Annotated in this window: 22 protein-coding genes; 6 read left to right on the top strand and 16 right to left on the bottom strand. The window is 70.8% G+C overall.

Annotation, left to right across the window (positions count from 1 at the left end; genetic code table 11):
- Window positions 1-3: 3 nt before the first annotated feature.
- Window positions 4-498: a transglycosylase SLT domain-containing protein gene (locus ACSU6L_RS15580; protein WP_437057307.1), complete on the top strand. Its 495-nt coding sequence runs from the start codon at window positions 4-6 to the stop codon at window positions 496-498.
- Here the strand turns inward: ACSU6L_RS15580 and ACSU6L_RS15585 are convergent.
- The gene (locus tag ACSU6L_RS15585; protein ID WP_437057309.1) at window positions 462-1,340 is read right to left on the bottom strand and encodes an HAD family hydrolase; all 879 of its coding nucleotides are present in this window, start codon (window positions 1,338-1,340) and stop codon (window positions 462-464) included. The two genes, ACSU6L_RS15580 and ACSU6L_RS15585, sit on opposite strands and share 37 nt — an antisense overlap.
- Before the next feature lie 80 nt (window positions 1,341-1,420).
- Here ACSU6L_RS15585 and ACSU6L_RS15590 point away from each other — a divergent pair, with 80 nt between their 5' ends.
- From ACSU6L_RS15590 to ACSU6L_RS15600, 3 genes are all read left to right on the top strand, one after another.
- Window positions 1,421-1,933, top strand: coding sequence for a hypothetical protein (locus tag ACSU6L_RS15590; protein ID WP_437057311.1), 513 nt, complete (start codon window positions 1,421-1,423; stop codon window positions 1,931-1,933).
- Window positions 1,934-2,069: 136 nt separating this feature from the next.
- Window positions 2,070-3,290 (top strand): fumarylacetoacetase, encoded by a 1,221-nt coding sequence (gene fahA / locus ACSU6L_RS15595; protein WP_437057313.1) that lies wholly within the window; start codon window positions 2,070-2,072, stop codon window positions 3,288-3,290.
- A 169-nt stretch (window positions 3,291-3,459) separates the two neighbouring features.
- The gene (locus tag ACSU6L_RS15600) at window positions 3,460-4,398 is read left to right on the top strand and encodes a M56 family metallopeptidase (RefSeq protein WP_073940620.1); all 939 of its coding nucleotides are present in this window, start codon (window positions 3,460-3,462) and stop codon (window positions 4,396-4,398) included.
- A gap of 104 nt (window positions 4,399-4,502) precedes the next feature.
- Here ACSU6L_RS15600 and recQ read toward each other — a convergent pair whose 3' ends face one another.
- The 15 genes from recQ to ACSU6L_RS15675 form a co-directional block, all read right to left on the bottom strand.
- Window positions 4,503-6,500, bottom strand: a complete 1,998-nt coding sequence (gene recQ / locus ACSU6L_RS15605) for a DNA helicase RecQ (protein WP_437064912.1) — start codon at window positions 6,498-6,500, stop codon at window positions 4,503-4,505.
- Window positions 6,501-6,673: 173 nt separating this feature from the next.
- Window positions 6,674-8,332 carry an NADH-quinone oxidoreductase subunit NuoN gene (gene nuoN, locus ACSU6L_RS15610; protein ID WP_437057315.1) on the bottom strand — a complete coding sequence of 553 codons (1,659 nt, stop codon included), beginning with the start codon at window positions 8,330-8,332 and terminating at the stop codon, window positions 6,674-6,676.
- The gene (locus tag ACSU6L_RS15615; RefSeq protein WP_437057317.1) at window positions 8,329-9,900 is read right to left on the bottom strand and encodes an NADH-quinone oxidoreductase subunit M; all 1,572 of its coding nucleotides are present in this window, start codon (window positions 9,898-9,900) and stop codon (window positions 8,329-8,331) included. The genes nuoN and ACSU6L_RS15615 overlap by 4 nt, the downstream gene beginning before the upstream one ends.
- Before the next feature lie 5 nt (window positions 9,901-9,905).
- The gene (gene nuoL / locus ACSU6L_RS15620) at window positions 9,906-11,852 is read right to left on the bottom strand and encodes an NADH-quinone oxidoreductase subunit L (protein WP_437057319.1); all 1,947 of its coding nucleotides are present in this window, start codon (window positions 11,850-11,852) and stop codon (window positions 9,906-9,908) included.
- A gap of 12 nt (window positions 11,853-11,864) precedes the next feature.
- Complete coding sequence (nuoK, locus tag ACSU6L_RS15625) at window positions 11,865-12,164, bottom strand: NADH-quinone oxidoreductase subunit NuoK (RefSeq protein ID WP_073940625.1); 300 nt, start codon at window positions 12,162-12,164, stop codon at window positions 11,865-11,867.
- Complete coding sequence (locus ACSU6L_RS15630; RefSeq protein ID WP_073940626.1) at window positions 12,161-13,003, bottom strand: NADH-quinone oxidoreductase subunit J; 843 nt, start codon at window positions 13,001-13,003, stop codon at window positions 12,161-12,163. Before ACSU6L_RS15630 ends, nuoK begins: the two co-directional genes overlap by 4 nt.
- Window positions 13,000-13,611, bottom strand: a complete 612-nt coding sequence (gene nuoI, locus ACSU6L_RS15635) for an NADH-quinone oxidoreductase subunit NuoI (RefSeq protein ID WP_073940627.1) — start codon at window positions 13,609-13,611, stop codon at window positions 13,000-13,002. Before nuoI ends, ACSU6L_RS15630 begins: the two co-directional genes overlap by 4 nt.
- Window positions 13,604-14,980 (bottom strand): NADH-quinone oxidoreductase subunit NuoH, encoded by a 1,377-nt coding sequence (gene nuoH, locus ACSU6L_RS15640; protein WP_437057322.1) that lies wholly within the window; start codon window positions 14,978-14,980, stop codon window positions 13,604-13,606. Before nuoH ends, nuoI begins: the two co-directional genes overlap by 8 nt.
- Window positions 14,977-17,481 (bottom strand): NADH-quinone oxidoreductase subunit G, encoded by a 2,505-nt coding sequence (locus tag ACSU6L_RS15645; RefSeq protein ID WP_437057324.1) that lies wholly within the window; start codon window positions 17,479-17,481, stop codon window positions 14,977-14,979. The genes nuoH and ACSU6L_RS15645 overlap by 4 nt, the downstream gene beginning before the upstream one ends.
- The gene (gene nuoF, locus ACSU6L_RS15650; RefSeq protein ID WP_073940630.1) at window positions 17,478-18,827 is read right to left on the bottom strand and encodes an NADH-quinone oxidoreductase subunit NuoF; all 1,350 of its coding nucleotides are present in this window, start codon (window positions 18,825-18,827) and stop codon (window positions 17,478-17,480) included. Before nuoF ends, ACSU6L_RS15645 begins: the two co-directional genes overlap by 4 nt.
- The gene (gene nuoE / locus ACSU6L_RS15655; protein ID WP_437057326.1) at window positions 18,827-19,747 is read right to left on the bottom strand and encodes an NADH-quinone oxidoreductase subunit NuoE; all 921 of its coding nucleotides are present in this window, start codon (window positions 19,745-19,747) and stop codon (window positions 18,827-18,829) included. The genes nuoF and nuoE overlap by 1 nt, the downstream gene beginning before the upstream one ends.
- Window positions 19,744-21,075 (bottom strand): NADH-quinone oxidoreductase subunit D, encoded by a 1,332-nt coding sequence (locus ACSU6L_RS15660; protein ID WP_073940632.1) that lies wholly within the window; start codon window positions 21,073-21,075, stop codon window positions 19,744-19,746. The genes nuoE and ACSU6L_RS15660 overlap by 4 nt, the downstream gene beginning before the upstream one ends.
- On the bottom strand, window positions 21,072-21,833 hold the full coding sequence (locus tag ACSU6L_RS15665) for an NADH-quinone oxidoreductase subunit C (protein ID WP_437057328.1): 762 nt from the start codon (window positions 21,831-21,833) through the stop codon (window positions 21,072-21,074). The genes ACSU6L_RS15660 and ACSU6L_RS15665 overlap by 4 nt, the downstream gene beginning before the upstream one ends.
- On the bottom strand, window positions 21,830-22,384 hold the full coding sequence (locus ACSU6L_RS15670) for a NuoB/complex I 20 kDa subunit family protein (RefSeq protein WP_007383964.1): 555 nt from the start codon (window positions 22,382-22,384) through the stop codon (window positions 21,830-21,832). Before ACSU6L_RS15670 ends, ACSU6L_RS15665 begins: the two co-directional genes overlap by 4 nt.
- A gap of 13 nt (window positions 22,385-22,397) precedes the next feature.
- Window positions 22,398-22,757: an NADH-quinone oxidoreductase subunit A gene (locus ACSU6L_RS15675; RefSeq protein WP_007383963.1), complete on the bottom strand. Its 360-nt coding sequence runs from the start codon at window positions 22,755-22,757 to the stop codon at window positions 22,398-22,400.
- A gap of 714 nt (window positions 22,758-23,471) precedes the next feature.
- On the opposite strand from ACSU6L_RS15675, the gene ACSU6L_RS15680 reads away from it, so the two are divergent.
- Both ACSU6L_RS15680 and ACSU6L_RS15685 read left to right on the top strand, forming a co-directional pair.
- On the top strand, window positions 23,472-24,326 hold the full coding sequence (locus ACSU6L_RS15680; RefSeq protein ID WP_437057331.1) for a C40 family peptidase: 855 nt from the start codon (window positions 23,472-23,474) through the stop codon (window positions 24,324-24,326).
- Window positions 24,327-24,629: 303 nt separating this feature from the next.
- Complete coding sequence (locus ACSU6L_RS15685; RefSeq protein WP_437064914.1) at window positions 24,630-25,772, top strand: Cmx/CmrA family chloramphenicol efflux MFS transporter; 1,143 nt, start codon at window positions 24,630-24,632, stop codon at window positions 25,770-25,772.
- The last annotated feature ends 75 nt before the right edge of the window (window positions 25,773-25,847 follow it).

Below are 25,847 nucleotides of genomic sequence, written 5' to 3' on the forward strand. Positions count from 1 at the left end.
GCCATGCCTGCAAACGGTCTGCCCGCAAAGAGCCAGCCGGCCAAGGGCCGCCGTGCCCGTCTCGCCCGCACCCTCGCCGTCGCCGGCACCGGTGCCGCCGTGCTCGCCATGCCGCTGATCGGCGCGACGACCGCCTCCGCGGCCACCCCGGCCGCGACGACCGCCGTGACGGCGTACCCCAACAACCTCGACGGCTGGATCCGCGAGGCCATGACGATCATGGCCCAGCACGGCATCCCGGGCAGCTACGACGGCATCTACCGCAACATCATGCGCGAGTCCTCCGGCAACCCGCTGGCCATCAACAACTGGGACTCGAACGCCGCCAAGGGCACCCCGTCCAAGGGCCTGCTCCAGGTCATCGACCCGACCTTCGCCGCGTACCACGTGCCCGGCACCGCCTACGACCCGTACGACCCGGTCGCGAACATCGTGGCGGCCTGCAACTACGCGGCCGACCGCTACGGCTCCATCGACAACGTCTTCGGCGCGTACTGAGGCTGAGGCCGCACGGCGGGACTGAAGAGACGTTCGAGGACGACGGCGATGCCGTCGTCCTCGTTCGACGTGGTGACCTCGTCGGCCACCGCCTTCAGTTCGGGATGGGCGTTGGCCATGGCGACGCCGTGCGCCGCCCAGTCGAACATGGGGATGTCGTTCGGCATGTCGCCGAAGGCGAGGGTGTCCCTGGCGCACAGCCCCAGATGCTCGGCCGCCAGCGCCAGCCCGGTCGCCTTGGTGATGCCGCACGGCTGCAGCTCGACCGTCCCCGGCCCCGACATGGTGACGGTCGCGAGCGAGCCGATCACCGAGCGGGCGACCGCCGCCAACTCGTCGTCGGACAGCGTCGGGTGGCGCAGCAGCACCTTGCTGATCGGCTCGCCCCACAGGGCCTCACGGCGCCCGACCCGCACCGCGGGCAGCGTGGGGTGCGGCATCCGGTAGCCGGGCTCGATCAGCGTCAGGCCGTCGGTCCCGTCCTGGTCGACCGCCGCGTACACCTGCCCCACCTCGGCCTCGATCTTGCCGAGCGCGTGCTCCGCCAGTTCCCGGTCGAGGGTCACCGACCACAACAGCCGGTCGGCGCCCACGTCGTAGAGCTGCGCACCCTGCCCGCACACCGCCAGCCCCGTGCCGCCCAGGTCCTCCAGCAGCGGACGCACCCGGGGCGCCGGGCGGCCGGTCACCACCAGATGCCGGGCCCCGGCCGCGGTCACCCGTGCGAGCGCGGCGCGCGACCGGTCGGAGACCGTGTCGTCGCCGCGCAGCAAGGTGCCGTCGAGGTCGGTGGCGATGAGCGAGTACGTGGTGCGCGCGGCATATGCGGTGGGAGGGGCCATGATCAGAGAATACGGACACCGGGCCCGCCCCGCTCACCTCTCAACTCCCTTGCCCGTCCTGGTTGTCAGTGGTCGATGCGATGCTTGGACTCACGCACTGGCGGACCGGGGGCGAGGGTTGTGACGGACCGGCGGGACACATTCGCGGAACATCTGGCGCGAACCGTGAGGACCCCGGCGAGGCCCGCTGGAACTACGCCTGCTGGCTGCTCGACGGCTTAGAGACGCTGGGGAGCGTCCCCGAGGACCCGGTGGGCTCGGCGCTCCACCAGGAGCAGGCGCGGGCGGCCGGACTGTGGTTCGAGGTCCCGGACGAGGAGGGGGCCGGGGACGGCGGCTTCGACGATGACGATGACGAGGTCGACGCGAAGTCCGATCTGAAACTCCGGTCGCACTTCTACGACACGTGCGTCGGCCTCGCCCGAACGCTGCACGCCGAAGGTCATATCGAGCGGATCCTCGGCCGGCCGCTGCCCGTCGTCGTGTTCGACATGGCCTGTCCGGGCTGGGAGGTGGAGGCGACCGAGGCCGCCAACCCGCCCGGACTGACAGGGGAGTTCCTGGCCTGGCAGCGGGCCCAGGTGGAGACCTGACCGGAAGCCCGAGTTGAGACCCAGGTGGTGACATGCGGACATTCCGGACTCTTTAAGCACTGCCCAAACCGGGATCACCGCCGTAACGTGTGGCGCGACCGCATGGACCGCACGTACGAAAGTGAGGCAGTACCCCATGCCCCCCTTCGATGTCCCCGAGGGCGACCCCTTCGGTCCGCACAACCTTCCGTACGGCGTGTTCTCACCCGCCGGTTCCGAGGAGCGGACCGTCGGCGTGCGGCTCGGCGACCACGTCCTCGACGCCGGCGCGGCGGCCCGGGTGCTCGGCTCCCCGTACGCCTCCCTGCTCGCGCAGCCGACGCTGAACCCGCTGCTGGCGGCCGGACGCACCGCCTGGTCGGACGTACGGCGCGCGCTCACGGCCTGGGTGACGGTGCCCTCCCACCGCGAGACCGTCGCCCCGCTGATGCACCCGCTGTCGTCGGTGACCCTGCATCTGCCCTTCGAGGTCGCCGACTACGTCGACTTCTACGCCTCCGAGAACCACGCCCGCAACGTCGGCCGGATGTTCCGCCCGGACGCCCCCGACTCGCTCACCCCCAACTGGAAGCACCTGCCGATCGGCTACCACGGCCGCTCCGGCACGGTCGTGGTCTCCGGCACGGACGTGGTCCGCCCGGCGGGCCAGCGCAAGACGCCCGCCGACCCCGCGCCGGTCTTCGGGCCGTCCGTCCGCCTGGACATCGAGGCGGAGGTCGGCTTCGTGGTCGGCACGCCGTCACCGATGGGCAGCCCGGTCCCGCTGGGCGCCTTCCGGGAGCACGTCTTCGGGCTGTGTCTGCTCAACGACTGGTCGGCGCGGGACATCCAGGCCTGGGAGTACGTCCCCCTCGGGCCGTTCCTCGGCAAGTCGTTCGCCACCTCGGTGTCGGCGTGGATCACCCCGCTGGACGCGCTGGAGGACGCCCGGGTGGCGCCGCCGGAGCGCACCCACGAGCTGCTGCCCTACCTCGACGACGCGGACGACGAGCCCGGCGGCTACGACCTGCGGATCTCCGTCTCCGTCAACGGCCACGTCGTCTCCGAGCCGCCCTTCTCCACCATGTACTGGACCGCCGCCCAGCAGCTCGCCCACATGACCGTGAACGGCGCCTCGCTGCGCACCGGCGACCTCTACGGCTCCGGCACGGTCAGCGGCCCCGAGCCCGCCCAGCGCGGCTCCCTGCTGGAGCTGACCTGGAACGGCCGCGACCCGCTCGACCTCCCCGACGGCAAGCGCACGTTCCTGGAGGACGGCGACACGGTGACCCTGACGGCCTGGGCCCCAGGCCCCGGCGGGGCGCGGGTGGGGCTGGGCGAGGTGACGGGAACGATCGTGTCCCGCCCCGCGGAGTGAACCTCCCCGCTTCGTACCGCTGTTCAACCGCTGACGCACACCGCCCGACGCCGTCATACTGGCGTCGGGCGGTTGCGCGTGACACGGACGTGGGATGCCGGCGGCGCGCCCTTCGCCCGCACAGCACGACCCGAAGCCGCCCTCTCACTCCAGATCCGGAGCCTGTGGCATGACCGTCTGCCTGCTCCTGCTGAGCGTCCTCGCTCTGACGGCCGCCGTGCCCGTCCCCCGCGCGCTGACCCGTGCCGCATGGCCCGAACGGGAGCCGGTGGTGGGGCTGTGGGTGTGGCAGTGCCTGGTCGCCACCGTCCTGCTGTGCTGTCTCACCGCCCTGACCCTGGGCGCGGCGGCGGTCTTCCAGACCGTCCGCGACCATGTCTTCGCGCCCGCCCCGCCGGCCGTCACCGCCGCCTACGACCTGTCCGCCGCACCGCCCTGGGCGGCCGCGCTCACCCTGCTGCTGGCCTGCGGCGCCGCCTGGACCACCGCGATGCTCGCCCGCGAGCTGGTCGAGGCCCGCCGCCGGCGCGGCCAGGCCCGCGCCCACCTGCGTGAACGCGCCCCGGATCTGCCGGCCGGGCTGCCTGCGGCACGCGGCCCGCTGCTGGTCCTGGAGGACGAGTACCCGGACGCCTGGTGGCTGCCGGGCCATCCGGCGCAGCTGGTCGTCACCACCGGCGCGCTGCACCGCCTCACCGACCACCAGCTCGACGCCGTCCTCACCCATGAGCGCGGCCACGCCCGGGCCCGCCACGACTGGCTGCTGCACCTGTCGACCGCGCTGGCCACCGGCTTTCCCCGGATCCCGCTGTTCACCCACTTCTGCGACCAGACGCACCGCCTCGTCGAACTGGCCGCCGACGACACCGCGTCCCGCCGCTGCGGTCACCTCACCACCGCGCTCGCGCTGATCGAGCTGAATCAGCACCGGGGCGTGCTGTCCTGCGCCTCCAGCCACCGGCTGCTCGGCGAGCGCGTCGACCGGCTGCTGGAGCCGCCGCCCCGGCTGGGCCGCCGCCATCGGGCCCTGACGACGGCGGTGGCGGCTCTGGTGCCGCTGCTGCCCCTGCTGATCACCTTCGCGCCGGGGCTGACGGCACTCGGCTGAGCGGGCCGGCGGCTCGCGTTCCGCTAGGGGACGTCTCGCCGATCATGCCGGGCTCGCGGCGCCTGGCACCGCTCCCTGATCCGGCCTGATCGACGAGACACCCCCTAATCCCAGTCGGGCTCCGGCTCGTCCTGCGGCTCCGGCCAGTCGTCCCCCCCGAAGGGGTCGGCTTCGGGCTCGCCGGTCCCGCCGGTCCCCCCGGAGGCCGCTGCCCGGCCTGCCGGTGCCTGCAGCTCGGCGAGCACCGCCAGGACGCCCTCCCCGTACGTCGCCAGCTTCTTCTCGCCGACGCCGCTGATGCCGCCCAGCTCCCGCACCGAGGCCGGCCACGCCGTGGCGATCTCCCGCAGGGTCGCGTCGTGGAAGATCACATATGCCGGGACGCCCTGCTCCCGCGCCTGCTCGGCCCGCCACGCCCGCAGCGCCTCGAACGCCGGCACCAGCTCCTCCGGCAGCTCCGCGGCGGCCGCCCTCGGCTTGCGTTCGCCGCGCCCGGAGGACGACCCGGGCCTGGCCGTCACCGGCTTCTTCGGCTCCTTGCGCAGCGGCACCTCCCGCTCCCGCCGCAGCACCGCCCCGCTGGCCTCGGTGAGCACCAGCGTGCCGTACTCCCCCTCCACCGCGAGCAGCCCCTGGGCCAGCAACTGGCGGATGACGCCCCGCCATTCGCCCTCGGTCAGCTCCTCGCCGATGCCGAACACGGAGAGCTGGTCGTGGTCGAACTGGATCACCTTGCCGGTGCGCTTGCCCAGCAGGATGTCGACGATCTGCACCGCGCCGAACTTCTGCCCGCGCTCCCGCTGCAGCCGCACCACCGTGGACAGCACCTTCTGCGCGGCGATCGTGCCGTCCCAGGTCTCCGGCGGGGTGAGGCAGGTGTCGCAGTTGCCGCAGCCGGCCGGGTCCGGCTCCTGGCCGAAGTAGGCGAGCAGCTGGCCGCGCCGGCAGGCGGCGGTCTCGCACAGCGCGAGCATCGAGTCCAGGTGCGCCTGCGCCCGGCGGCGGAACGCCTCGTCGCCCTCGCCGGACTGGATCAGCTTGCGCTGCTGGATGACGTCGTTGAGGCCGTACGCCATCCAGGCCGTGGACGGCAGTCCGTCGCGGCCCGCGCGGCCCGTCTCCTGGTAGTAGCCCTCCACCGACTTGGGCAGGTCCAGGTGGGCGACGAACCGTACGTCCGGCTTGTCGATGCCCATGCCGAAGGCGATGGTCGCGACGACGACCAGGCCGTCCTCCCGCAGGAAGCGGGACTGGTGGGCGGCGCGGGTGCCCGCGTCCAGGCCCGCGTGGTACGGCACCGCCTCGACGCCGTTGCGGGAGAGGAACTCGGCGGTCTTCTCCACCGAGTTGCGCGAGAGGCAGTACACGATGCCCGCGTCACCCGCGTGTTCCTCGCGCAGGAAGCTCAGCAGCTGCTTCTTCGGGTCCGCCTTCGGCACGATCCGGTACTGGATGTTGGGCCGGTCGAAGCTCGCCACGAAGTGCCGGGCCGTCGGCATGTTCAGCCGCTGGGTGATCTCCTGGTGCGTGGCGCGGGTGGCCGTCGCGGTGAGGGCGATCCGGGGGACGTCCGGCCAGCGCTCGCCGAGCAGGGACAGGGTGAGGTAGTCCGGGCGGAAATCGTGGCCCCACTGGGAGACGCAGTGCGCCTCGTCGATCGCGAAGAGGGAGATCTTGCCGCGGGAGAGCAGGTCCAGCGTGGCCTCGACCCGCAGGCGCTCCGGGGCGAGATAGAGCAGGTCCAGCTCCCCGGCCAGGAACTCGGCCTCGACCACCCGGCGCTCGTCGAAGTCCTGCGTGGAGTTGATGAACCCGGCCCGCACACCGAGCGCCCGCAGCGCGTCCACCTGGTCCTGCATCAGGGCGATGAGCGGGGAGACGACGATGCCCGTACCGGGTCTGACCAGGGACGGGATCTGGTAGCACAGCGACTTGCCGCCGCCGGTCGGCATGAGGACCACGGCGTCGCCGCCGACGATCACATGCTCGACGACGGCCTCCTGCTCGCCGCGGAAGGCCTCGTATCCGAAGACCCTGTGCAGCGTGGCCAGCGCCTCACTCTGTGTCACTGCCATTTCGGCGATACCGCCCGTCACATCCATCGTCGCGCCCCCCGTGCGTCGTCCCTCGACCACTGCCTCCACGATAGGGGCCCGCACTGACACGTCCGGGAGTTATCCACAGGCCGGTTCCGGTCACCGTGCGTGACGCGGCACACGGGACGGGCCCCGGCTCCCTCACGGGGAACCGGGGCCCGACGAAGCGACCGTGCCGGTCAGCGCACGAAGACGCCCGCCTGACCTGCCAGATCCAGGAAGTACTGCGGGGCCACACCGAGCACCAGCGTCACCGCCACACCCGCCGTGATCGCCGTGATCGTCAGCGGCGACGGCACGGCGACGGTCGGGCCCTCCGGCTTCGGCTCGCTGAAGAACATCAGCACGATCACCCGGATGTAGAAGAAGGCCGCGATCGCCGAGGAGATCACACCGACCACGACCAGCGGGACCGCGCCGCCCTCCGCCGCCGCCTTGAACACGGCGAACTTGCCCGCGAACCCGGAGGTCAGCGGAATGCCCGCGAAGGCGAGCAGGAACACCGCGAACACCGCGGCGACCAGCGGGGACCTGCGCCCCAGCCCGGCCCACTTGGACAGGTGCGTGGCCTCGCCGCCCGCGTCCCGGACGAGGGTGACGACCGCGAACGCGCCGATCGTCACGAACGAGTAGGCACCCAGGTAGAAGAGCACCGACGAGACGCCGTCCGGCGTGGTCGCGATGACACCCGCGAGGATGAACCCCGCGTGCGCGATCGATGAGTACGCCAGCAGCCGCTTGATGTCGGTCTGCGTGATCGCGATGATCGCGCCGCCCAGCATGGTGACGATCGCCACGCCCCACATCACCGGCCGCCAGTCCCAGCGCAGGCCGGGCAGGACGACGTAGAGGACGCGCAGCAGCGCGCCGAACGCGGCCACCTTGGTCGCCGCCGCCATGAACCCGGTCACCGGCGTCGGCGCGCCCTGGTACACGTCGGGCGTCCACATGTGGAACGGCACCGCGCCCACCTTGAACAGCAGGCCCATCACGATCAGCGCGGTGCCGACGAGCAGCAGCGCGTCGTTGCCCATGGTGTTCGCGAGGGCCGGGGTGACGTCGGTGATCGTGCCGTCGACGACCTGCGCGATCGTGCCGTACGACATCGAGCCGGCGTAGCCGTACAGCAGCGCGATGCCGAACAGGGTGAACGCGGAGGCGAACGCGCCGAGCAGGAAGTACTTCACCGCGGCCTCCTGCGACATCAGCCGCTTGCGGCGGGCCAGCGCGCACAGCAGGTACAGCGGCAGGGAGAAGACCTCCAGGGCCACGAACAGCGTCAGCAGGTCGTTGGCAGCCGGGAAGAGCAGCATGCCGCCGACCGCGAAGAGCAGCAGCGGGAACACCTCGGTGGTGGTGAACCCGGCCTTCACCGCGGCCCGCTCGCTGTCGCTGCCCGGCACGGACGCGGCCTGCGCGGCGAAGGAGTCGACCCGGTTGCCGTGCGCCGCCGGGTCGAGGCGCCGCTCGGCGAAGGTGAAGAGGCTGACCAGCGCGACCAGCAGAATGGTGCCCTGGAGGAACAGGGCCGGACCGTCGACGGCGATCGCGCCCATCGCCGCGATCCGCGCCTTGGTGGTGCCGTATCCGTCGGCGGCGAGGGCGACGACCGCGGCGAAGGCGGCGGCGAAGCCCACGACGGAGACGAACATCTGCGCGTAGTACCGGGACTTGCGCGGGACGAACGCCTCGACGAGCACTCCGACGACCGCCGCGCCCACGACGATCAGGATGGGCGCCAGCTGCCCGTACTCGATCTTCGGCGCGTCGATCTTCGAGATCGGTTCGGCTGCGGTTGCCGCCGTTGTCCACAGGCTGTGGACGGCTGATGCGCTCACTTGGCCGCCTCCACCTCGGGCTGGGGGTCCTTCTTCTGAACGTCCGACATGGTCTGCTCGACCGCCGGGTTGACGATGTCCGTGAGCGGCTTCGGGTAGACGCCCAGCACGATCAGCAGCGCGACCAGCGGGGCGACCACCACCAGCTCACGCACCCGGAGGTCCGGCATCGCGGACACTTCCGGCTTCACCGGGCCCGTCATCGTCCGCTGGTAGAGGACGAGGGTGTAGAGCGCGGCGAGCACGATGCCGAAGGTGGCGATGATGCCGATCACCGGGTAACGCGCGAAGGTGCCGACCAGGACCAGGAACTCGCTGACGAACGGGGCGAGGCCGGGCAGCGACAGGGTCGCGAGGCCGCCGACCAGGAAGGTGCCGGCGAGCACCGGAGCGACCTTCTGCACACCGCCGTAGTCGGCGATGAGCCGGGAGCCGCGCCGCGAGATCAGGAAGCCGGCCACCAGCATCAGCGCGGCCGTCGAGATGCCGTGGTTGACCATGTAGAGGGTCGCGCCGGACTGGCCCTGGCTGGTCATCGCGAAGATGCCCATGATGATGAAGCCGAAGTGGGAGATCGACGCGTACGCCACCAGCCGCTTGATGTCGCGCTGGCCGACCGCGAGCAGCGCCCCGTAGATGATGCTGATCAGGGCGAGGACGAGGATCGCGGGCGTCGCCCACTTGCTGGCCTCCGGGAACAGCTGGAGGCAGAAGCGGAGCATCGCGAAGGTGCCCACCTTGTCGACGACCGCGGTGATCAGCACCGCGACCGGGGCGGTGGACTCCTGCATGGCGTTGGGCAGCCAGGTGTGCAGCGGCCACAGCGGCGCCTTCACCGCGAACGCGAAGAAGAAGCCGAGGAACAGCCAGCGTTCGGTGTTCGTCGCCATGTCCAGCTCGCCGCTCGCGCGGGCCTGGGCGATCTCCGTGAGGGAGAAGTTCCCGGCGACCACGTAGAGACCGATCACCGCGGCCAGCATGATCAGGCCGCCGACCAGGTTGTAGAGCAGGAACTTCACGGCCGCGTAGGACCGCTGGGTGGACGCCGCCTTCTCGCCGTGCTCGTGGGCACGGTCCCCGAAGCCGCCGATGAGGAAGTACATCGGGATGAGCATGGCTTCGAAGAAGATGTAGAAGACGAAGACGTCGGTGGCCTCGAAGGAGATGATCACCATCGCCTCGACGGCCAGGATCAGGGCGAAGAAGCCCTGGGTCGGCCGCCACCGCCTGCTCCCGGTCTCCAGCGGGTCGGCGTCGTGCCAGCCCGCGAGGATGATGAACGGGATCAGCAGCGCGGTCAGCGCGATCAGCGCGACCGCGATGCCGTCCACCCCGAGTTCGTAACGGACCCCGAAGTCGGCGATCCAGGAGTGGGATTCGGTGAGCTGGTAGCGGGCGCCGTCCGGGTCGAAGCGGACCACGACGGCGATCGCGAGGGCGAGCGTGGCGAGCGAGACGAGCAGCGCCAGCCATTTGGCGGCGGTGCGCCGCGCGGCCGGGACGGCGGCCGTGGCGACCGCCCCGAGGGCCGGCAGCACCGCCGTCGCTGTCAGCAGGGGAAAGGACATCGGTATCAGACCGCCCTCATCAGCAGGGTCACGGCGACCAGGACCGCCGCACCGCCGAACATCGAGACCGCGTACGACCGCGCGAAGCCGTTCTGCACTCGGCGCAGCCGTCCGGAGAGGCCGCCGACCGAGGCCGCCGTGCCGTTGACGACTCCGTCGACCAGGGTGTGGTCGACGTACACCAGGGACCGGGTCAGGTGCTCGCCGCCGCGGACCAGGACGACGTGGTTGAAGTCGTCCTGGAGCAGGTCGCGGCGGGCGGCCCGGGTGAGCAGCGATCCGCGCGGGGCGACGGCCGGGACCGGGCGGCGGCCGTACTGCGCCCAGGCGATCGCGACACCGATGACCATGCACGCCACGGTCGCCGCGGTGACCGTGGCGGCGCTGACCGGCGGGTGGCCGTGCTCGTAGCCGGTGACCGGCTCCAGCCAGTGGACGAACCGGTCGCCGATGCTGAAGAAGGCGCCGCCCGCGACCGATCCGACGGCGAGCACGATCATCGGGATGGTCATGATCTTCGGCGACTCGTGCGGGTGCGGCTCGGCGTGCGCACCGCGCGTCTCGGCGGCGGGCTCCACGTCGGGCTCGGCCGGGGACGGCGTCGGCGCGTTGCGCCAGCGCTCCTCGCCGAAGAACGTCATCAGCATCACGCGCGTCATGTAGTAGGCGGTGATGGCCGCGCCGAGCAGGGCGCAGCCGCCGAGGATCCAGCCCTCGGTGCCGCCCTTCGCGAACGCCGCCTCGATGATCTTGTCCTTGGAGAAGAAGCCGGACAGGCCGGGGAAGCCGATGATCGCGAGGTAGCCGAGGCCGAAGGTGACGAAGGTGACCGGCATGTACTTGCGCAGGCCGCCGTAGCGGCGCATGTCGACCTCGTCGTTCATGCCGTGCATGACCGAGCCCGCGCCGAGGAACAGCCCGGCCTTGAAGAAGCCGTGCGTCACCAGGTGCATGATCGCGAAGACGTAGCCGACGGGGCCGAGGCCCGCGGCCAGGATCATGTAGCCGATCTGCGACATCGTCGAGCCGGCCAGCGCCTTCTTGATGTCGTCCTTCGCGCAACCGACGATCGCACCGAAGAGCAGCGTGACCGCGCCGACGATGGTGACGACGAGCTGGGCGTCGGGCGCCGCGTCGAAGAGCGTGCCGGAGCGGACGATCAGGTAGACGCCCGCGGTCACCATGGTCGCGGCGTGGATGAGGGCGGAGACCGGAGTCGGGCCCTCCATCGCGTCCCCGAGCCAGGACTGCAGCGGCACCTGGGCCGACTTGCCGCACGCGGCGAGCAGCAGCATCAGGCCGATCGCGGTGAGCGTGGCCTCGGAGGTGTCGCCCACGCTGTCCAGCACCGGCCCGAAGGCGAAGGTGCCGAACGTGGTGAACATCAGCATGATCGCGATCGACAGGCCCATGTCGCCGACCCGGTTGACCAGGAAGGCCTTCTTCGCGGCCGTGGCGGCGCTGGGCTTGTGCTGCCAGAAGCCGATCAGCAGGTAGGAGGCGAGACCGACACCCTCCCAGCCGACGTACAGCAGCAGGTAGTTGTCGGCGAGGACGAGCAGCAGCATCGCCGCGAGGAACAGGTTCAGGTAGCCGAAGAAGCGGCGGCGCCGCTCGTCGTGCTCCATGTACCCGACCGAGTAGAGGTGGATCAGCGAGCCGACGCCGCTGATCAGCAGGACGAACGTCATCGACAGCTGGTCGAGCTGGAAGGCGACGTCCGCCTGGAAGCCCTCGACGGGGATCCAGCTGTACAGGTGCTGGGTGAGCGTGCGGTCCTCGGCGTCCTTGCCCAGCAGGTCGGCGAAGAGCACCGCGCCGAGGGCGAAGGAGACGAACGCCAGGGCCGTGCCGATCCAGTGGCCGACGGCGTCCAGCCGCCGGCCACCGCACAGCAGGACGGCCGCTCCGAGCAGGGGCGCCGCGATCAGCAGCGCAATCAGGTTCTCCACTTCAGCGACCCCTTAGAGCTTCATCAGGCTGGCGTCGTCGACCGAGGCCGAGTGGCGGGCGCGGAACAGCGACACGATGATCGCGAGCCCGACCACGACCTCCGCGGCGGCGACGACCATCGTGAAGAAGGCGATGATCTGGCCGTCGAGGTTGCCGTGCATCCGGGAGAAGGCGACGAACGCGAGGTTGCAGGCGTTGAGCATCAGCTCCACGCACATGAACAGCACGATCGCGTTCCGCCGGATCAGCACGCCGGTGGCGCCGATCGTGAACAACAGAGCCGCGAGATACAGGTAGTTGACGGGGTTCACTTCGACGCCTCCTCAGTCCGCTTGAAGGCCGCCGGCTCGATCCCGGTCCGCTCCAGGCGCTCCTCCGCGCGCTGTTCCAGCGCCCGCAGGTCGTTCAGCGCCTCGGCGGAGACGTCCCTGATCTGGCCGCGCTCACGCAGCGTCTTGTTGACGGTGAGCTCCGACGGGGTGCCGTCCGGCAGCAGGCCCGCGATGTCCACGGCGTTGTGCCGGGCGTACACACCGGGCGCGGGCAGCGGCGGCAGGTGCTTCCCTTCGCGGACGCGCTGCTCGGCCAGCTCGCGCTGCGTCCTGGCGCGCTCGGTGCGCTCGCGGTGGGTGAGCACCATGGCGCCGACCGCGGCCGTGATCAGCAGGGCGCCGGTGAGTTCGAAGGCGAACACGTACTTGGTGAAGATCAGGGCCGCCAGGCCCTCCACGTTGCCGCCCGCGTTGGCCGTGCCCAGGCCGTCGAAGTCCTTCAGCGAGGCGCTGCCGATGCCGCCGATCAGCAGGACGCCGAAGCCGAGCCCGCAGAGAAGGGCCAGCCAGCGCTGGCCCTTGATGGTCTCCTTCAGGGAGTCCGCGGCCGTGACGCCGACGAGCATCACCACGAACAGGAACAGCATCATGATCGCGCCGGTGTAGACGACGATCTGCACGATGCCGAGGAAGTAGGCGCCGTTGGCGAGGTAGAACACCGCCAGGACGATCATGGTGCCGGCCAGGCAGAGCGCGCTGTGCACGGCCTTCTTCATGAAGACGGTGCACAGGGCGCCGATCACCGCGACCGTGCCGAGGATCCAGAACTGGACGGCCTCTCCGGTGGACGTGGAGTAGGCGGCGAGCTGCGCGCTCATGCCTCCACCCCCTCTTCCTGTGGCTTCTCGCCCTTGGAGACGGCGACCTGGCGCTCCGTACCGGGCGCGGCCTCGGTCACCAGGCCCCGGTAGTAGTCCTGTTCGTCCGTCCCCGGGTAGATGGCGTGCGGCGTGTCGACCATGCCCTCTTCGAGGCCGGCCAGCAGCTGCTCCTTGGTGTAGATGAGGTTGGCGCGGCTGGAGTCGGCCAGCTCGAACTCGTTGGTCATGGTGAGCGCGCGGGTGGGGCAGGCCTCGATGCACAGGCCGCACAGGATGCAGCGGGCGTAGTTGATCTGGTACACCCTGCCGTACCGCTCGCCCGGGGAGTAGCGCTCCTCGTCGGTGTTGTCCGCGCCCTCGACGTAGATCGCGTCGGCGGGACAGGCCCAGGCGCACAGCTCGCAGCCGACGCACTTCTCCAGGCCGTCCGGATGGCGGTTGAGCTGGTGCCGTCCGTGGAAGCGCGGAGCGGTGGTCTTCTGCTGCTCCGGGTACTGCTCGGTCAGCCGCTTCTTGAACATGGCCTTGAAGGTCACGCCGAAGCCGGCCACGGGGTTCTGGAAACCGGGCGACGTCTGCCCGGCCTCCTTGGGCTCCTCAGCCATCGGACGCCTCCTTTCCATCCGTGGATCCACCCAGCGATCCGTCACTGTGAGTATCGGGCCCGCCACTGACAATCAGCTCCCGCTCACGGCGCGAGCGGCGCCGCGGCACCGGCGGGAGCTCCTGTCCCGGCAGTGGCGGCACGGGGAATCCGCCCGCCATCGGGTCGAATCCGGGAGCGGCCTCGGCGGGCGCCCCGGCCGGCTTGCCGCGGTCGCGGAAGAAGTCCGCGACGAAGGAGAGCAGCAGCAGGGCGAGGACGCCGCCGCCCACGTAGAGGGCGATGTCGGCGAAGTCGTAGTTCTCGTTCCGCAGCGTCCGCACGGTGGCGACGAGCATCAGCCAGACCACGGAGACCGGGATGAGGACCTTCCAGCCGAGCTTCATCAGCTGGTCGTAGCGGACCCGCGGGAGCGTGCCGCGCAGCCAGATGAAGAAGAACAGCAGCAGCTGCACCTTGACGACGAACCAGAGCAGCGGCCACCAGCCGTGGTTCGCGCCCTCCCAGAAGGTGCTGACCGGCCACGGGGCCCGCCAGCCGCCCAGGAAGAGCGTCACGGACACGGCCGAGACCGTCACCATGTTCACGTACTCGGCGAGCATGAACATCGCGAACTTGATCGACGAGTACTCGGTGTTGAATCCGCCGACCAGGTCGCCCTCGGACTCCGGCATGTCGAAGGGGGCGCGGTTGGTCTCGCCGACCATCGTGACGATGTAGATGATGAAGGAGACCGGCAGCAGGACGATGTACCAGCGGTCCTGCTGGGCCTCGACGATCGCCGAGGTCGACATCGACCCGGAGTAGAGGAACACCGAGGCGAACGCGGCGCCCATGGCGATCTCGTACGAGATCATCTGCGCGCACGAGCGCAGACCGCCGAGCAGCGGGTACGTCGATCCGGAGCTCCAGCCGGCGAGGACGATGCCGTAGATGCCGACCGAGGCGACCGCGAGGATGTAGAGCATCGCGATCGGCAGGTCGGTGAGCTGCATCGTGGTGCGCTGGCCGAAGATCGAGATCTCGTTGCCGGCCGGGCCGAAGGGGATCACCGCGATCGCCATGAAGGCCGGGATGGCGGCGACGATCGGCGCGAGGACGTAGACCACCTTGTCCGCGCGCTTGACGATGATGTCTTCCTTCAGCATCAGCTTGATGCCGTCGGCGAGCGACTGGAGCATGCCCCAGGGGCCGTGCCGGTTGGGGCCGATGCGCAGCTGCATCCAGGCGACGACCTTGCGCTCCCAGACGATGGAGAACAGCACGGTCACCATGAGGAAGGCGAAGCAGAAGACCGCCTTGATGACGACCAGCCACCACGGGTCGTGGCCGAACATCGAGAGGTCTTCGGCGGCGAGGTACGGGCTCATGCCTCCACCTCCTTGGGGGCCTCGGTCGCGAGCGTGGCCGGGCCGATGCGGACGAGGGAGCCGGGCAGCGCCCCGGTGTCGGAGGCGACGCCGCCGCCGGTGGAGTTCAGCGGCAGCCACACCACGCGGTCGGGCATCTCGGTGATCTCCAGCGGGAGTTCGACGGTGCCGGCGGGGCCGGTCACCGTGAGCGCGTCGCCGTCCTTGACGCCGGCCTCGGCGGCCGTCGCGGCCGACACGCGCGCGTGGGCGGCGTGCCGGGTGCCCGCCAGTGCCTCGTCGCCCTCCTGGAGAACGCCCTGGTCGAGGAGCAGCCGGTGCCCGGCGAGCACCGCCTCCCCGGCGGCGGGCCGGGGCAGGGCGCTCGCGGTCTCCAGCGGCTCGGTGGCGCGCGGGCCGTCCCAGGCGCCGAGCCGGTCCAGCTCCGCGCGGACGGTGCGCAGGTCCGGCAGGCCCAGATGGACGTCCATGGCGTCGGCCAGCATCTGGAGGACGCGCGCGTCGCTCGGGGCGAGGCGCCGGGTCATCTGGTCGGGCTTGAGCGCCGCCTCGAAGAAGCGCACCCGGCCCTCCCAGTTGAGGAAGGTGCCCGCCTTCTCGGCGACCGCGGCGACCGGCAGGACGACGTCCGCGTGCGCGGTGACCTCGCTGGGCCGCAGTTCGAGGGAGACCAGGAAGCCGACCTCGGCGAGTGCCGCACGCGCGCGTGCCGGATCGGGCAGGTCCGCCACCTCGACCCCGGCGACGACCAGCGCCGCCAACTCTCCGGTGGCGGCGGCCTCCACGATCTGGCCGGTGTCCCGCCCGTAGCGGTGCGGCAGTTCGGCCAGGCCCCACGCGGCGGCGACCTCCTCCCGCGCGCGCGGGTCGGTGGCCGGACGCCCGCCCGGCAGCAGCGACGGCAGCGCGCCGGCCTCCACGGCCCCGCGCTCGCCGGCCCGCCGCGGGATCCACACCAGCCGCGCCCCGGTCGCCGCGGCGGCCCGTACGGCGGCGGTGAGGCCCCCGGCGACCGCGGCGAGCCGCTCGCCGACGACGATCACCGAGCCCTCGGCGCTCAGCGCCTCGGCGGCGTGGCCGCCGGCCTCGTCCAGGCCGACCCCGGAGGCGAGCGCGTCCAGCCACTCGGTCTCGGTGCCGGGAGCGGCCGGCAGCAGCGTGCCGCCCGCCTTCGTCAGGCCCCGCGTGGCGTGGGTGGCCAGCGCGAACACCTTCTGCCCGTGCTTGCGCCAGGCCTTGCGCAGCCGCAGGAAGACGCTGGGCGCCTCCTCCTCGGACTCGAACCCGGCCAGCAGCACCGCCGGGGCCTTCTCCAGGAAGGTGTACGTGACGCCCGTACCGTCCAGGTCACGGCCGCGGCCGGCGACCTGCGCGGCCAGGAAGTCGGCCTCCTCGCCGCTGTGCACGCGCGCGCGGAAGTCGATGTCGTTGGTGTCGAGCGCCACGCGCGCGAACTTGCTGTACGCGTAGGCGTCCTCGATGGTGAGCCGTCCGCCGGTCAGCACCCCGGCCCGGCCGCGCGCGGCGAGCAGCCCCCGCGCGGCGGCCTCCAGGGCCTCCGGCCAGGACGCGGGCTCCAGGACGCCGTCGGCGCTCCGCACCAGCGGCGTCTGGAGCCGGTCCCGCGTCTGCGCGTACCGGAACGCGAAGCGCCCCTTGTCGCAGATCCACTCCTCGTTGACCTCTGGGTCGTTGGCGGCCAGCCGCCGCATGACCTTGCCGCGCCGGTGGTCGGTGCGGGTCGCGCAGCCGCCCGCGCAGTGCTCGCACACGGACGGCGAGGAGACCAGGTCGAAGGGGCGGGAGCGGAATCGGTACGCCGCCGAGGTCAGCGCGCCGACCGGGCAGATCTGGATGGTGTTCCCGGAGAAGTACGACTCGAACGGGTCGCCCTCGCCGGTGCCGACCTGCTGGAGCGCGCCGCGCTCGACCAGCTCGATCATCGGGTCGCCCGCGACCTGGTTGGAGAACCGGGTGCAGCGCGCGCACAGCACGCACCGCTCACGGTCGAGCAGCACCTGCGTGGAGATCGGCACCGGCTTCTCGTACGTCCGCTTCTTGCCCTCGAAGCGGGACTCCTCGTTGCCGTGCGACATCGCCTGGTTCTGCAGCGGGCACTCGCCGCCCTTGTCGCAGACCGGGCAGTCCAGCGGGTGGTTGATGAGCAGCAGCTCCATCACACCCTTCTGGGCCTTCTCCGCGACCGGCGAGGTCAGCTGGGTCTTCACCACCATCCCGTCGGTGCAGGTGATGGTGCAGGACGCCATCGGCTTGCGCTGGCCCTCGACCTCGACGATGCACTGCCGGCAGGCGCCGGCCGGGTCGAGCAGGGGGTGGTCGCAGAACCTCGGGATCTCGATGCCGAGCTGCTCGGCGGCACGGATGACCAGGGTGCCCTTGGGCACGCTGATCTCGGCGCCGTCGATGGTCAGCGTGACGAGGTCTTCCGGGGGGACCGCCGCCTCTCCGCCGCCTGCGGGAGCACTGGTGGTCACGGTCATGCGTTCACCTCCGTGCGGTGATCGGCCCAGGCCGTCGACTTGGCCGGGTCGAAGGGGCAGCCGCGGCCCGTGATGTGCTGTTCGTACTCCTCGCGGAAGTACTTCAGCGAGGAGAAGATCGGCGAGGCGGCACCGTCGCCGAGGGCACAGAAGGACTTGCCGTTGATGTTGTCCGCGATGTCGTTCAGCTTGTCGAGGTCGGCCATGACGCCCTTGCCGGCCTCGATGTCCCGCAGCAGCTGCACCAGCCAGTAGGTGCCTTCGCGGCACGGGGTGCACTTGCCGCAGGACTCGTGGGCGTAGAACTCGGTCCAGCGGGTGACGGCGCGGACCACGCAGGTCGTCTCGTCGAAGCACTGGAGCGCCTTGGTGCCGAGCATGGAACCGGCGGCGCCGACGCCCTCGTAGTCGAGCGGGACGTCGAGGTGTTCCTCGGTGAACATCGGCGTCGAGGAACCGCCGGGCGTCCAGAACTTCAGCCGGTGTCCGGGCCGCATCCCGCCGCTCATGTCGAGCAGCTGGCGCAGGGTGATGCCGAGCGGGCCCTCGTACTGGCCGGGGCTGGCGACATGGCCGCTGAGCGAGTACAGCGTGAAGCCGGGTGACTTCTCGCTGCCCATCGACCTGAACCAGTCCTTGCCGTTTTTCATGATGGCGGGAACCGACGCGATCGACTCGACGTTGTTCACGACAGTGGGGCACGCGTAGAGGCCCGCGACGGCGGGGAAGGGGGGACGCAGCCGCGGTTGACCACGGCGGCCTTCGAGCGAGTCCAGGAGCGCGGTCTCCTCACCGCAGATGTACGCGCCGGCGCCGGCGTGCACGGTGAGTTCGAGGTCGAGTCCGCTGCCCAGGATGTTCTTGCCGAGGTAGCCCGCCGCGTAGGCCTCGCGCACGGCCTCGTGCAGCCGCCGCAGGACGGGGACGACTTCACCCCGCAGATAGATGAAGGCATGCGACGACCGGATGGCGTGGCACGCGATGACGATGCCCTCGATGAGGCTGTGCGGGTTCGCGAAGAGGAGCGGGATGTCCTTGCAGGTCCCGGGCTCCGATTCGTCGGCGTTGACGACCAGATAGTGCGGCTTTCCGTCTCCCTGGGGAATGAACTGCCACTTCATCCCCGTCGGGAATCCCGCGCCGCCGCGCCCGCGCAGACCGGAGTCCTTGACGTACGCGATCACGTCGTCCGGCGACATGGCGAGCGCCTTGCGAAGTCCCTCGTACCCTTCGTGCGCCCGGTAGACGTCCAGGCTCCAGGACCGGTCCTCGTCCCAGAAAGCCGACAGCACGGGTGCGAGCAGCTTCTCGGGGCTGGGGTCTTTCAGCTCGGGTGCCAAGGTCATCACTCCCCCTCCTCGGCGGTGGGCCCTGCGGAGTCGGCGGGGCGGGGCGAAGCCCCTCCATCAAGGGCGGTGGCGGGCGACGGGTGGGAGGGGTCGGATGCCGATGTGTCCTGCGGCGCGTCGTGCGAGCTGAGGTGTTCCGCGGGCGACGGCTCGTGGACCCTGTCCTGCGGCTCGTCGTGCGGCCCGCCCTCCCGCGGGTGGACCACGCGCGCGGGTGCGGTCTCCCCCTTCGCCAGGCGAAGGCCCACCAGCGACGCCGGTCCCGCGCTGCCGCTCGCCTCGACGGCGCCCTCGCGCGGGTCGGGGAAGCCCGCCAGGATCCGGGCGGTCTCCTTGAAGGTGCACAGCGGCGCCCCGCGGGTGGGCGAGACCGGGGTTCCCGCGCGGAGGTCGTCGACCAGGCGCCGGGCGCTCTCCGGGGTCTGGTTGTCGAAGAACTCCCAGTTGACCATCACGACCGGCGCGTAGTCGCAGGCCGCGTTGCACTCGATGTGCTCCAGGGTGACCTTGCCGTCGTCGGTGGTCTCGCCGTTGCCGACGCCCAGGTGCTCCTGGAGCGTCTCGAAGATCGCGTCGCCGCCCATCACCGCGCACAGGGTGTTGGTGCAGACGCCCACCTGGTAGTCACCGGAGGGCTTGCGCCGGTACATGGTGTAGAAGGTGGCGACCGCCGTGACCTCGGCCGTGGTCAGGCCGAGCGTCTCCGCACAGAACCGCATCCCGGTGCGCGTGACGTGGCCCTCCTCCGACTGCACCAGGTGCAGCAGCGGCAGCAGGGCGGACCGGGAGTCGGGGTAGCGGGCGACGATCTCGCGCGCGTCCCGCTCGAGCCGTTCTCGAACGTCGTCCGGGTAGTCGGGCGCGGGCAGCTCCGGCATGCCCAGGCTGACGCCGCGCTCCGAAGAAGAGGTGGTCACCGGTCGACGCCTCCCATCACGGGGTCGATGGACGCCACGGCCACGATGACGTCGGCGACCTGGCCGCCCTCGCACATCGCCGCCATGGCCTGCAGGTTGGTGAAGGACGGGTCGCGGAAGTGGACCCGGTAGGGGCGGGTGCCTCCGTCGGAGACGGCGTGCACCCCGAGTTCGCCCTTGGGTGACTCGACGGCCGCGTACGCCTGTCCCGGCGGGACGCGGAAGCCCTCGGTGACCAGCTTGAAGTGGTGGATCAGGGCCTCCATCGAGGTGCCCATGATCTTCTTGATGTGGTCGAGGGAGTTGCCCAGGCCGTCCGGTCCCAGGGCGAGCTGGGCCGGCCAGGCGATCTTCTTGTCGCCGACCATGACCGGGCCGGGCTGGAGCCGGTCCAGGCACTGCTCGATGATCCGCAGCGACTGGCGCATCTCCTCCAGGCGGATCAGGAAGCGCCCGTAGGCGTCGCAGCTGTCGGCGGTCGGGACGTCGAAGTCGTACGTCTCGTAGCCGCAGTACGGCTGGGTCTTGCGCAGGTCGTGCGGCAGGCCGGTGGAGCGCAGGATCGGGCCGGTGGCGCCGAGGGCCATGCAGCCGGCCAGGTCGAGGTAGCCGATGTCCTGCATGCGGGCCTTGAAGATGGGGTTCCCGGTGGCGAGCTTGTCGTACTCCGGGAGGTTCTTCTTCATCTTCTTCACGAACTCGCGGATCTGGTCCACCGCGCCGGGCGGCAGGTCCTGGGCGAGTCCGCCGGGGCGGATGTACGCGTGGTTCATCCGCAGGCCCGTGATGAGCTCGTAGATGTCGAGAATCATTTCACGATCACGGAATCCGTAGATCATGATCGTGGTGGCGCCCAGCTCCATGCCGCCGGTGGCGATGCACACCAGGTGGGAGGACATCCGGTTCAGCTCCATCAGGAGCACTCGGATGATCTCGGCGCGTTCGGTGATCTCGTCCTCGATGCCGAGCAGTTTCTCGACGGCGAGACAGTAGGCGGTCTCGTTGAAGAAGGACGTCAGGTAGTCCATGCGCGTCACGAACGTGGTGCCCTGCGTCCAGGTCCGGAACTCGAGGTTCTTCTCGATGCCGGTGTGCAGGTAGCCGATGCCGCAGCGGGCCTCGGTGACCGTCTCGCCCTCGATCTCCAGGATCAGACGGAGCACCCCGTGGGTGGAGGGGTGCTGCGGGCCCATGTTGACGACGATGCGCTCGTCGTCGGCCTTCGCCGCGGTCTGGACGACCTCGTCCCAGTCGCCACCGGTGACCGTGTAGACGGTGCCCTCGGTGGTCTCGCGGGCGGACGCGGAGGACGGGGTGTGCGTGCTCATGAGTACGACCTCCGCTGGTCCGGAGCCGGGATCTGGGCGCCCTTGTACTCGACGGGGATGCCGCCGAGGGGGTAGTCCTTGCGCTGCGGATGGCCCTGCCAGTCGTCCGGCATCATGATCCGCGTCAGCGCCGGGTGACCGTCGAAGACGATCCCGAAGAAGTCGTAGGTCTCGCGCTCGTGCCAGTCGTTGGTCGGGTACACGGGGACCAGGGACGGGATGTGCGGGTCGGCGTCCGGGGCGCTGACCTCCAGGCGGATCAGCCGGTTGTGGGTGATCGAGCGCAGGTGGTAGACGGCGTGCAGCTCGCGGCCCTTGTCGTTCGGGTAGTGGACGCCGCTGACCCCGGTGCACAGCTCGAAGCGCAGGGCCGGGTCGTCGCGCAGGGTGCGGGCGACGCGGACCAGGTGCTCGCGTTCGATGTGGAAGGTGAGTTCGTCCCGGTCGACGACCGTCTTCTCGATGGCGTTCTCCGGGAGCAGCCCCTGCTCCTCCAGGGCGCCCTCCAGTTCGTCGGCGACCTCGTCGAACCAGCCTCCGTAGGGGCGGCTCGCCGGTCCCGGGAGCCGGACCGAGCGGACCAGGCCGCCGTAGCCGGAGGTGTCGCCGCCGTTGTTCGCGCCGAACATGCCGCGCTGGACGCGGATCTCCTCGCCGCCCTGGCCCCGCTGGCCGGGGAGGTTGGAGGCGGACAGGTCCTTCTCGGGGTTCACCCCGTTCGGCCCGTTCGCGCTGTTGGTGCCGTTCGCGTCGCTCACCGCAGCAGCCCCTTCATCTCGATCGTCGGCAGGGCCTTGAGCGCCGCTTCCTCCGCCTCGCGGGCCGCTTCCTCGGCGTTCACCCCGAGCTTGGAGCTCTGGATCTTCTGGTGGAGCTTGAGGATGGCGTCCATCAGCATCTCGGGCCGCGGCGGGCAGCCGGGCAGGTAGATGTCGACGGGGACGATGTGGTCGACGCCCTGGACGATGGCGTAGTTGTTGAACATGCCGCCCGAGGAGGCGCACACGCCCATGGAGATCACCCACTTGGGGTTCGGCATCTGGTCGTAGACCTGCCGGAGCACCGGCGCCATCTTCTGGCTGACCCGCCCGGCGACGATCATCAGATCGGCCTGGCGCGGGGAGCCGCGGAAGACCTCCATGCCGAAGCGGGCCAGGTCGTAGCGCCCGGCGCCGGTGGTCATCATCTCGATCGCACAGCAGGCGAGGCCGAAGGTGGCGGGGAAGACCGACGCCTTGCGCACCCAGCCGGCGGCCTGCTCGACGGTGGTCAGCAGGAAGCCGCTCGGCAGCTTTTCTTCGAGTCCCATGACTAAAGGTCCCTCAGTCCCATTCGAGGCCGCCGCGCCGCCAGACGTAGGCGTAGGCGACGAAGACGGTGAGCACGAAGAGCAGCATCTCCACGAGCCCGAACACACCCAGGGCGTCGAAGGTGACGGCCCAGGGGTAGAGGAAGACGATCTCGATGTCGAAGACGATGAAGAGCATCGCCGTCAGGTAGTACTTGATGGGGAAGCGCCCGCCGCCGGCCGGCGTGGGGGTCGGCTCGATGCCGCACTCGTAGGCCTCGAGCTTCGCGCGGTTGTACCGCTTCGGACCGATCAGCGTGGCCATGACCACGGAGAAGATCGCAAAGCCTGCCCCGAGGGCTCCCAGTACGAGGATGGGCGCATACGCGTTCACCGCTCCTCGCTCCTCTCAGTCGGCACTGACTGCTGGCGGTTGCATCGGGCTCACATCCGCCCCACCAGTCCCACGAACCCCGTTGGTCCCGGCGAAGATCGAGAACATGTGAAGCAGGTCACAAGCCCAACTGCCTCGCATCTTATGCCCGCCGCTCTGTGATCTGCGACACGGGGTATTCCACAAGCTTTGTGATCTCCACCACCTGACGAAGGATCATGAAGTCATATGAGCAGTGATCTTCGCACTAGAAGCACCAGAGTGATCACTACTGGTGACATTTCCGCTCGTCGGCCCAGCTCGCGAGGGGCGTCTCAATATCAAGAGGGTTCCCGCGCATGCAAATTGGCGTTGGACTTGATCTCTTGATAGAGGGCGCCATTCACACCTCGGAGGGAGGCGCGGGGCCGGGTGTGGACGCGTGCACGCGTTCACGAGCTCGCCGACCGCCGGTCCGCGCGCCGGACGCGCCCGTCGCGGTGACCGTTCCGTGACCTCCGCCACATTCATGAGAGGCCGATGAGAACCGGGCTTGGCCAACCACCCCAACCAGTGGTAGGCCACGGGCAATTCGGGCGTAACGACGAAAGACCGTGATCACAGGCTTGTGGGGTGGGGTCCGCAATGTCCGTTAAGGCGTCAATAAGGACTCCGCGCCCCACGTTTCACGGGCTCGATTGAACAACTGTGGCGCAGGACACGTTTCTTGAAGGTATGAAGGAGGCCCTGATACCGGTTGTTCTCATGTCCCACACCGCTCACATACGCAGCCACCGGAAGCCCCGCCGCAGCGCGTCGACGATCGCGATGCGGGCCGGAGTTGCCGGTGGCATCCTCAGCACCGTGGCAGTGGCCGGTGCGTCGGGGGCGGCCAACGCCGCCGAACCGGTGACGCAGACCATCGAACTGCCCACCCTGACGGCCGACCTGGCCGCCCAGGTCGCCCAGTCCGCGGACGCCACCGAGCTGGCCGCCGCGAACTACGAGCTGCAGGCCGAGCGTGACGCGGCCGCCGCCGAGGCGGCCAAGGAGGCCAAGGCCGACCTCGCCGACGCGAAGAAGAAGGCCGAGGCCAAGAAGAAGGCCGAGGAGGCCGCACGCAAGGCCGCCGCCGAGCGTGCCTCGCGGAACGCCGAGCGGGCCACCCTGTCCGCTTCCGCGTCGACGTCCACGTCGGCGTCCGCCGCCGACACGTCCGTCTCCGCGCCCGCCAGCGGCAGCGTCGCGACGGTCATCTCCTTCCTCAAGGCCCAGCTGGGCGACGCCTACGTCATGGGCGCCACCGGCCCCAACGCCTGGGACTGCTCCAGCCTCGTCCAGGCCGCCTTCCGTGAGGTCGGTGTGGACCTGCCGCGCGTGTCGCAGGACCAGTCGATGATGGGCACCGAGGTCTCCCTGTCCAACCTCGCGGTCGGCGACATCCTGTACTGGGGTGGCAAGGGCTCCGCGTACCACGTGGGCGTGTACATCGGGAACGGCCAGTACCTGGACGCCGCGAACCCCTCCAAGGGCGTCGTCATCCAGGACCTCTCCGGCTACCCGGCCTCCGGCGCGGTCCGCGTCCTCTGAGCCGTCGCACAACGTGGGAAGGGCCGCAGCCGCTCGGGGGCTGCGGCCTTCGCCCGTTCCCCGGCCGTATTTCCGTTGCCGTCCCGCGAGGCCGCCGCTAGCGTGCCTCACGTGACGAACCCCGAGTCCGACAGAGCGGAGCCGCCGGTCGCCCGGCGGCGGGCCGCAGGCTGACGGTCGTACGGCTCCCCGAGCCGCCCCCGCCTCCGGCGACCGGACACGCGCTCCGCGTGCCTGGCCGGTTCTTCCTTCCCTCCAGCGCGCGGATGCTCCTGCCCGCACACTCACGCCGGAGTGGACTCCTTGCCTGTCTTCATCCATGTCCTGGGCCTCGCCGTCTTCGCCCAGGGAACCTCCGAGTTCATGCTGTCCGGGCTCGTCCCGGGCATCGCCCGTGATCTGTCCGTACCGGTGGCCGCCGCCGCGAGCCTGACGTCGGCGTACGCGATCGGCATGGTCGTCGGCGCCCCCGTGATGGCCGCCTGGAGCGCGCGCTGGCCGCGCCGCCGGGCGCTGGCCGGGTTTCTCGCGGCATTTGTCGCCGTCCATGCCGTCGGCGCGGTCACGGACGACTTCGCCGTGCTGTTCGGCACCCGGATCGTCGGCGCGGTCGTCAACGCCGGTTTCCTCGCCGTCGCGATGTCCGTCGCGACGTCCCTGGTCGCCCCGGATCGGCAGGGGCGGGCGACCGCCGTCCTGCTGTCGGGGGTGACGCTGGCGTGTGTCGCCGGGGTGCCCGCGGGCGCGCTGCTCGGCGAGCGGGCCGGCTGGCGCGCCGCCTTCTGGGCGGTGGCCGCGCTGTGCCTGCCCGCGCTGGCGCTGGTGTTCCGCTCGGCGCCCGCCGACGCCGCCCGGCGTGCCGAGGTCTCGGTCCGCCGGGAGGCGCGGGTGCTGACGGCTCGCCCCGTGCGGTCGGCGCTGCTGCTCGCCGCCGTCGTCAACGGGGCGACGTTCGCGACCTTCGCCTACCTGGCCGTCATCGCCACCGACGTCACGGGGCTGCCCGGGGCGGCGGTGCCCGGACTGCTCGCGGCGTTCGGGGCGGGCGCGTTCGTCGGCGTGACCGTGGCGGGCCGCAGGGGCGACGGCCGCCTGTTCCCCGCGCTCGCGTCGCTGCCCGCGGGGTGGGCGGTGCTGGCCGTGGCCGGCGCGCACGCGCTGCCGCTGTTCGTCACGGCCACCGCCCTCGGCGCTCTGTCGTTCGGCGTCGGCTCGGCGCTGGTGAACCGGGTGCTGAAGGCCGCCGCCGACGCGCCCGCGCTGGGCGGGGCGTTCGCCACCGCCGCGCTGAACGCGGGCGCGTTCACCGGCCCCCTCCTGGCCGGTGCCGCCACCTCTGCCACGGGCGACCAGCGCGCCGCCGCCTGGGTCAGCGCCGCGCTGGCCGCGACCGGCGTCGTCATCGCGGCAGGCACGGCCCGCGCGCGGCCCAACCCCGTGGCGTGATCGGGCCTTCGGTGCGGCCTTGGCCAGCCCGCTGAACGCAGGCGCATTCGCCAGCCCCTGCTGGCCGGTGCCGCC

It is taken from the genome of Streptomyces sp. enrichment culture (assembly GCF_964272855.1).
In the GTDB taxonomy this organism is placed as follows: Bacteria; Actinomycetota; Actinomycetes; order Streptomycetales; family Streptomycetaceae; genus Streptomyces.

Bases quoted from the DNA above. Each gene is read 5' to 3' on its own strand.
- ACSU6L_RS15580 (WP_437057307.1), top strand. From the start codon at position 4: ATGCCTGCAAACGGTCTGCCCGCAAAGAGCCAGCCGGCCAAGGGCCGC.
- ACSU6L_RS15585 (WP_437057309.1), bottom strand. From the start codon at position 1,340: ATGGCCCCTCCCACCGCATATGCCGCGCGCACCACGTACTCGCTCATC.
- ACSU6L_RS15590 (WP_437057311.1), top strand. From the start codon at position 1,421: ATGCTTGGACTCACGCACTGGCGGACCGGGGGCGAGGGTTGTGACGGA.
- fahA (WP_437057313.1), top strand. From the start codon at position 2,070: ATGCCCCCCTTCGATGTCCCCGAGGGCGACCCCTTCGGTCCGCACAAC.
- ACSU6L_RS15600 (WP_073940620.1), top strand. From the start codon at position 3,460: ATGACCGTCTGCCTGCTCCTGCTGAGCGTCCTCGCTCTGACGGCCGCC.
- recQ (WP_437064912.1), bottom strand. From the start codon at position 6,500: ATGGATGTGACGGGCGGTATCGCCGAAATGGCAGTGACACAGAGTGAG.
- ACSU6L_RS15615 (WP_437057317.1), bottom strand. From the start codon at position 9,900: ATGTCCTTTCCCCTGCTGACAGCGACGGCGGTGCTGCCGGCCCTCGGG.
- ACSU6L_RS15630 (WP_073940626.1), bottom strand. From the start codon at position 13,003: ATGAGCGCGCAGCTCGCCGCCTACTCCACGTCCACCGGAGAGGCCGTC.
- nuoI (WP_073940627.1), bottom strand. From the start codon at position 13,611: ATGGCTGAGGAGCCCAAGGAGGCCGGGCAGACGTCGCCCGGTTTCCAG.
- nuoH (WP_437057322.1), bottom strand. From the start codon at position 14,980: ATGAGCCCGTACCTCGCCGCCGAAGACCTCTCGATGTTCGGCCACGAC.
- ACSU6L_RS15645 (WP_437057324.1), bottom strand. From the start codon at position 17,481: ATGACCGTGACCACCAGTGCTCCCGCAGGCGGCGGAGAGGCGGCGGTC.
- nuoF (WP_073940630.1), bottom strand. From the start codon at position 18,827: ATGACCTTGGCACCCGAGCTGAAAGACCCCAGCCCCGAGAAGCTGCTC.
- ACSU6L_RS15660 (WP_073940632.1), bottom strand. From the start codon at position 21,075: ATGAGCACGCACACCCCGTCCTCCGCGTCCGCCCGCGAGACCACCGAG.
- ACSU6L_RS15670 (WP_007383964.1), bottom strand. From the start codon at position 22,384: ATGGGACTCGAAGAAAAGCTGCCGAGCGGCTTCCTGCTGACCACCGTC.
- ACSU6L_RS15680 (WP_437057331.1), top strand. From the start codon at position 23,472: ATGAAGGAGGCCCTGATACCGGTTGTTCTCATGTCCCACACCGCTCAC.